We start from the raw sequence: 4,326 nt of genomic DNA, 5'->3' as shown, positions 1-4,326 counted from the left end.
CGCGGCCGCGCCCGGTGCGCCCGGACCCGGGGCGGCCCAGGCCGGTGCGCCGGCCGCGTCCGACGGCGGCGAAGCGCGCGCGCAGGCCAACGGCGAAGGCGCGACCGCCACGCCCATCGGCGGCCGCCCGCTGTCGCTGTCGCCCGCGCTGCAGGAGCTGCGCCAACTGCTGCACCAGTGGCGGCAGGGCGTGGTGCGCGGCGACGCCGTCAGGCCCGAGCATGCCCCCGAACGCCGCGTCGGCCGCCGCGAACTCAAGGTCGAGGAAGTGGTCTCGGTGCTCTCGCTGCTGCAGCCCGAGCCGCCCGATTCGTTCGCCCGCGCGCTCGCCGGCAGCGGTCGTCTCAACAACGCGATCCGCGAGCATCTGGTCGACGGCGCGCGCCGGCTCGGCATCGATCCGGACCAGGCGACGCTGAGCGAGCAGGAAGAGGACGCGGTCGATCTGGTCTCGCTGCTGTTCGAGCAGTTGTTCCGCAGCCATGCGCTGCTCGATCGCGCGCGCCGGCTGTACGCGCGGCTGGTGCTGCCGTACGTGAAGGTCGCGCTGCTCGACGAGGGCATGTTCGTCAGCCGCGAGCATCCCGCGCGCAAGCTGCTCGATGCGATCACCGAGGCCTGCGAGGGCAACACCGCGGCCACCCCGCAGGAGCGCGAACTGCTCGATCGCGCCAGCCACGCCGCGCAGAAGGTCGCCAGCGAGTTCCGGCAGGACATCGCCATCTTCGAGGCGGCGCATGCCGAGCTCGAAGCGCTGCTGCGCCAGCAGCGCCGTCGCGTGCAACTGCAGGAAGAGCGCGCCGCGCAGGCGATCTTCGGCCGCGAACGGCTGAACCGCGCGCGCGACCAGGCCGACGAGATCGTGCGCGCCCGCCTCGCCGCGCAGCCGCTGACCGACGCGGTGGCGCAGTTCCTGATCGGCCCGTGGCGCCACTACCTCGTGCAGGTGCTGGTGCGCGAATCGTCCGCCGACCGCCAGGCCGAGGCGCTGCGCCTGGGCGACGGGCTGGCGATGGCCGACGAGTTCGCCTCCCAGCTCAATCCGCGCGTGGCCGACCAGTTGATCGGACTGCTGCCGCTGATGAAGCGCTGCCTGGAGAGTTCCGGCGTGGACGAGACCGGCGCCCAGCACGAACTGGCGCGGCTGGTGCACGCGCTGGCGTTCCCCGACACGCCGCGGCAGACGCATGCCTTGCCGCCGCGCGAGGACGCCGGCGACGACGAGGGCGACGAGCGCCGCCTCTGGCTGGCCGGCGGCAAGGACACCGTGCCGCACGACCCCGCGCTGGCCGAGCGCATGCGCCGCCTGCAACCCGGCGACTGGGTGCGCCTGCGCAACGCGCAGGGCGATCTGGTGGCCGCCAAGGTGGCCTGGCTCAGCCCGCTCACCGGCCGTCTGCTGCTGGTGGACCGCCGCGGCGCGCGGGTGATGATCGCCTCCGCCGAGGAACTGGCGGTGCTGGCCGCCGAAGACCGCCTCGTCCTCGCCGCCGACAGCCGTCCGTTCGACGAGGCGATGCAGCGCGTGCGCGAGGCGCTGCGCAACCACGACACCTGAGCGCCCCCTCGTCCGGCCGTTTCGCTACGATGCAGGCCGGACGCACTCATCCGGGGGCCGCATGACCGCAGGGATCACGATCGGCGTCGCGCGCGAGACCGCGCCCGGCGAAAGGCGCGTGGCGGTGACGCCGGAAACCTGCCGCAAGCTGATCGCCCGCGGCGCGCGCCTGCGCGTGCAGCGCGCGGCGGGACTTGCGGCCGGCTTCGACGACGAGGCCTACGCGCAGGCCGGCGCGGAGACGGTCGAGACCGCGGCCGCCGCGTGGGACGGCGCCGATCTGGTGCTGTGCGTGCAGCCGCCCTCCGCCGAGGCGATCGCCCACCTGCGCGAGGGCGCGACGCTGGTGGGCCTGCTCGCGCTGCATGCCGATCCCGCGCGCGAGCGGGCCATCGCGCAGCGCGGCATCACCGCGTTCCCGCTCGAGCGCCTGCCGCGCACCACGCGCGCGCAGGCGATGGACGTGCTCAGCTCGCAGGCCGGCATGGCCGGCTACAAGGCGGCGCTGATCGCCGCGCACCTGGCGCCGCGCTTCTTCCCGATGCTGACCACCGCCGCCGGCACCATCCGGCCGTCGAAGGTGCTGGTGATCGGCGCCGGCGTGGCGGGGCTGCAGGCGATCGCGACCGCGCGCCGGCTCGGTGCGCAGGTGGAGGGTTTCGACGTGCGGCCGGAGACGCGCGAGCAGATCGAGTCGCTCGGCGGTCGTTTCCTGGACCTGGGCATCCACGCGGTCGGCGAGGGCGGCTACGCGCGTCCGCTGACCGAGGAGGAGCGCATCGAACAGCAGCGGCGCCTGGCCGAGCATCTGAAAGGCATCGACGTGCTGATCTGCACCGCCGCCGTGCCGGGACGACCGGCGCCGCGCATCGTCACCGGTGCGATGGTCGCCGGGATGAAGCCGGGCAGCGTGATCGTCGATCTCGCCGCCGAAACCGGCGGCAACTGCGAACTCACGCGCCCGGGCGAAACGCTCGACTTCAACGGCGTCGCCGTCGCCGGCCCGCTCAACCTCGCCAGCCTCGGCGCGGTGCACGCCAGCGAGATGTACGCGCGCAACGTCCTCAACTTCGTCAGCCTGTTCGTGCGCGACGGCGCGATCGCGTTCGACTGGGACGACGAGCTGCTGGCGAAAACGGTCTACCCGGAACGTGCGGGCGTGTGACCGAGGGCCGCGCTCGCCCTGAGCCTGTCGAAGGGCGTACAGGTGCGGCACCCGCCCGTGCGGGGCTCGGCACGAGCGGAAAAACCCGTGCTCGTTTCCCTGCCACGTTCGCCCGATCCTGCCCGAACACCCCGGATCAAGCCGGCGGCGCAGCGAGTTCGGCTTTCGAGGGTTCGTCAGCCCGCACCCGTCATCCGGTCAAGGCCGGGCCGAGCGCGGTCGGAAGACCACGTATTGCAGACCGCCAGGCGTCGTTCGAACCGTTTGCAGATCGAGCTGGATGGGCTCCCCTTCCCGCGACAGCAGGCGGCGGCCCTGACCCGCGATTGCCGGACACACGACGAGCTTCAGCTCATCCAGCAATCCCGCGACCAGCAATTCCTGCACCAGACTGATGCTCCCGTGAACCCCGATCGCTTTCCCGTCTTGGCGCTTGAGCGCCGCGATCTCGTCGCGCAGCTTGCCCGGAAGCAGGCCCGATCCGGGCCATGCAAGGCTTTTCAGGGTTTTGGAGGCGACGTACTTGGGGACGGTGTTGATGAATGTCGCGAACGGTTGGATGTCGGATTGGGGCCAGAACGCCGACCATTCCTCATAGGTTCTTCGCCCCAGGAGCACAGCGTCCTGCTCCCCGATCGTATCGTCGAGCGGCGCCAGGTCCTGGTAGAGGTCGTCCCGGAGAAACCGGTCTGGAGCTTCGACGACACCATCCACGGAAATGAAGAGGTAAGAGATCAGCTTCCGCATCGCGCGTTCCCTATTGAGTTCGAGCCGGCCGATCGCCTGGCCTCGTAACGACGAATGCGGCCTTGGCGGATCGACAGGCCGGGACGCGGGGGCCGTTAGACGCCGGAACCGATACGCCGTCCTTGCCGGGGAGTGCAGCGGCAGGGAAGGTCGTCAGCGGGTGTCGGAAGGCCGAGGCCTGCCGCCACCGCCGGCCTTCATGGGGCCGGCGCGGCCTTGGGCGCGGCGTTGTCGCGCAGCCACTGCTGCCGCTGCTCGGGCGTCATCTGGCGCAGGCGTTGCATCAGCGCTTTGCGCTGCTCGGGCGGCAGGGCGCGGGCGCGTTCGAACGCGGCGCGGGCGGCCTGGCGCTCCTCGGGCGACATCCGTTTCCAGCGCTGCATGCCGTGCTGCGCGCGCTGGCGCTGTTCGGGCGTCATCTGCGCCCAGCGCCGGGCGTGCTGGAGCATGCGCTGACGCTGCGCGGGCGGGGCGGCGTTCCAGCGTTCGCGCAGCGGCGCGATCAGTTCCTCGCGCTGCGCGGGCGTGAGCCGCTCCCAGGCCGGCAGCGCGTCCTGCGCGTGCGCGAGCGGAAGGGCGGTGAGCAGCAGGAGGGTGGCGAGAAGCGTGCGCATGACGGGTGCCTCAGGATTCGCTCGGGCCGGCGTCGGCCAGCCACAGGAAGAAGTCGGGGTTCTCGTCGAGCATCACCGCGCCGTCGGCGGGCTCGGCGTCGGATTCGGCAAGGACGGTGTCGGCGACGGACGGCGGACCGACGGCCTCGGGGGACGCGCCGGTCGGCGCGCGCTCCCGCTGCGCGAGGGCGGCCGCGTCCGTGCGCGCCGGCGCGACCGGCGCCGCGGGGCCCGGTGCCGGG

General features: G+C 72.7%; 5 protein-coding genes. 2 read left to right on the top strand and 3 right to left on the bottom strand.

The window, feature by feature from the left end:
- The coding region (locus tag FQY64_RS14535) for a DUF1631 family protein (protein WP_146475442.1) at positions 1 to 1,558 on the top strand (1,558 nt) is incomplete at its 5' end.
- Between the two features lie 61 nt (positions 1,559 to 1,619).
- Positions 1,620 to 2,723, top strand: coding sequence for an NAD(P) transhydrogenase subunit alpha (locus FQY64_RS14530; protein WP_146475440.1), 1,104 nt, complete (start codon positions 1,620 to 1,622; stop codon positions 2,721 to 2,723).
- Positions 2,724 to 2,921: 198 nt separating this feature from the next.
- On the opposite strand, the gene FQY64_RS14525 is transcribed toward FQY64_RS14530, so the two are convergent.
- The 3 genes from FQY64_RS14525 to FQY64_RS14875 form a co-directional block, all read right to left on the bottom strand.
- Positions 2,922 to 3,470 carry a dihydrofolate reductase family protein gene (locus FQY64_RS14525; RefSeq protein ID WP_146475438.1) on the bottom strand — a complete coding sequence of 183 codons (549 nt, stop codon included), beginning with the start codon at positions 3,468 to 3,470 and terminating at the stop codon, positions 2,922 to 2,924.
- A gap of 197 nt (positions 3,471 to 3,667) precedes the next feature.
- Positions 3,668 to 4,084, bottom strand: a complete 417-nt coding sequence (locus tag FQY64_RS14520; protein WP_146475436.1) for a DUF3106 domain-containing protein — start codon at positions 4,082 to 4,084, stop codon at positions 3,668 to 3,670.
- A gap of 10 nt (positions 4,085 to 4,094) precedes the next feature.
- A partial coding sequence (locus FQY64_RS14875; protein ID WP_222431800.1) for a hypothetical protein occupies positions 4,095 to 4,326 on the bottom strand: 232 nt, incomplete at its 5' end.

Source organism: Vulcaniibacterium thermophilum, from assembly GCF_007923255.1.
GTDB lineage: Bacteria > Pseudomonadota > Gammaproteobacteria > Xanthomonadales > Xanthomonadaceae > Lysobacter_F > Lysobacter_F thermophilum.
Note: the sequence above shows the minus strand (reverse complement) of the source record. Positions and strands in the feature narration are given on the sequence as shown.